This is a genomic window from Mesorhizobium sp. M7A.F.Ca.ET.027.02.1.1, from assembly GCF_004022985.1.
In the GTDB taxonomy this organism is placed as follows: domain Bacteria; phylum Pseudomonadota; class Alphaproteobacteria; order Rhizobiales; family Rhizobiaceae; genus Mesorhizobium.
In genome coordinates this window covers 1-2,402 of sequence record NZ_RZOL01000613.1, presented here as the reverse complement: position 1 = coordinate 2,402, position 2,402 = coordinate 1, and the positions used below count along the sequence as shown (strand labels likewise).

The following is a 2,402-nucleotide window of genomic DNA, read 5'->3' as shown; positions in this document are numbered from 1 at the left end:
ATATCGCGCGTGTTGATCGGCTCGATCAGCAGCCTGATGCCGGCCTGCTCCAGCTTTTCCGCCGCGAAGGCGAGGTTTTCGGCAAAGACATCCTCCAGCAGCTTGCGGTCGGCGGCGGCCGGCGCGATGCCGGCCAGGCAATTGACCTGCTGGCAGCCGAGCGCCTGCGCGTAGGTGATCGCCTTGGTGATGCCCTGGCGGAATTCCGGCACGCGGTCCGGCAGCACGGCAATGCCGCGTTCGCCCTTGCCCCAGTCGCCCGCCGGCAGGTTGAACAGCACCTGGGTCAGACCGTTCTTCTTCAACCGGGCGGCGACGACATCGGGCGCATGGTCATAGGGGCCGATATATTCGACGCCCTTGAAGCCGGCGCGGGCGGCGGGATCGAAACGGTCGAGGAACTCATGCTCACCAAAGAGCATCGAAAGATTGGCTGAAAAACGCGGCATTCTTTTTCTCCTTTTCTCCGCCAAGCCTTAGTCCAGCATGACGATCGCCGTCGGCGCATCCTCATGGCTCTCGGCAAGGTCCTCGAATTCGGTGATCTTGTCGATCTCGATGCCCATCGAGATGTTGGTGACGCGTTCGAGGATGAATTCGAGCACGACCGGAACCCGGTGCTCTTTCATCAGCCGCTGCGCCTCCTTGAAAGCTCCGGCGAATTCTTCCGGCTTGCGCACCCTGACCGCCTTGCAGCCCATGGCCTCGGCGACGGCAACGTGATCGACGCCGTAGCCGGCCTCGGGATCGCCTGACCGGTTGATGTTCTCGAAGGCAAGGTCGACCTCGAAGTCCATCGAAAACCCACGCTGCGCCTGGCGGATCAGGCCGAGATAGGCGTTGTTCACGACAACATGCAGATAGGGCAATTTGTGCTGTGCGCCGACCGCCAGTTCCTCGATCATGAACTGGAAATCATAGTCGCCCGACAGCGCCACGATGGTCCGGTCGGGATCGGCGGCGCGAACGCCAAGGGCAGCCGGCAAGGTCCAGCCAAGCGGGCCGGCCTGGCCGCAATTGATCCAGTTGCGCGGCTTGTAGACATGCAGGAACTGCGCACCGGCGATCTGCGACAAGCCGATCGTGGTGACATAGGTGACGTCGCGACCGAACGCCTTGTTCATCTCCTCATAGACACGCTGCGGCTTCAGCGGCACCTGGTCGAAATGCGTCTTGCGCTTCATCGTCTTCTTGCGGGCCTGGCATTCCTTCGCCCAGCCGGACCAGTCGCGCAGTCTGCCTGCCGTCTTCCATTCGGTGGCGACGTCGAGCAGCATCTTCAGTGCGGCACCGGCATCCGAAACGACGCCGAGATCCGGCGCGAAGACACGGCCGATCTGCGTCGGCTCGATGTCGACATGAATGAACTTTTTGCCCTTGGTGTAGACATCGACGGAGCCGGTGTGGCGGTTGGCCCAGCGGTTGCCGATGCCGAAGACGAAGTCGGCTTCCAGCATCGTCGCATTGCCATAGCGGTGCGAGGTCTGCAGCCCGCACATGCCGGCCATCAGCCGGTGGTCGTCGGGGATGGCGCCCCAGCCCATCAAGGTCGGGATGACCGGCACGCCTGAAATCTCGGCGAATTCGATCAGCAGATCGGACGCATCGGCGTTGATGATGCCGCCGCCGGCGACGATCAGCGGCTTTTCGGCCGAATTGAGCATCGTCAACGCCTTTTCGGCCTGGGCGCGCGTCATGGCCGGCTTGAACGGCGTCAGCGGTTCATAGGCATCGATGTCGAATTCGATTTCGGCGAGTTGCACGTCGACCGGCAGGTCGATCAGCACCGGGCCGGGACGTGACGAGCGCATCAGATGAAATGCCTTCTGCAGCGCCATGGGGACGAGATAGGGCTCCATGACGGTGACCGCCCATTTGGCGACGGGTGCCGCAATGGCTGATATGTCGACGGCCTGGAAATCCTCCTTGTTCAGCCGCGCCCGTGGCGCCTGCCCGGTGATGCACAGGATCGGGATGGAATCCGCGGCGGCCGAATAGAGCCCGGTGATCATGTCGGTGCCGGCCGGACCCGAAGTGCCGATGCACAGGCCGATATTGCCTGCCTTGGCGCGGGTAAAACCTTCCGCCATGTGCGAGGCGCCCTCGACGTGACGGGCTAGCACGTGGCGGACCGTTCCCTTGGCCTTCAGCGCCGAATAGAATGGATTGATCGCCGCGCCCGGCACGCCGAAAGCGCAGGAAATGCCTTCCTTTTCGAGAACGAGAACCGCGGCATCGACAGCGCGCATCCTGGCCATTTCCAGCCCTCCACGGGGTTTGTCATTGTTGGATTGGCCAAGGATGTCAGCACGCCGGATATTTTTCAATTTTTTCAGAATATTTTTTCATTTTTAGAAAACAGCACCAGACTTCTGATTTTATTTGGTTTTCCGTTTTCCAAG

2 protein-coding genes are annotated in these 2,402 nt (G+C 61.5%); both read right to left on the bottom strand.

All coding sequences use genetic code 11. The features are described 5' to 3' along the window. The coding region (locus EN749_RS34160; RefSeq protein ID WP_145991132.1) for a TIM barrel protein at positions 1-449 on the bottom strand (449 nt) is incomplete at its 3' end. Between the two features lie 27 nt (positions 450-476). Then, a complete protein-coding gene (gene gcl, locus EN749_RS34155; protein ID WP_128364831.1) occupies positions 477-2,258 on the bottom strand; it encodes a glyoxylate carboligase in 1,782 nt (593 codons plus the stop codon). Between the last annotated feature and the right edge of the window lie 144 nt (positions 2,259-2,402).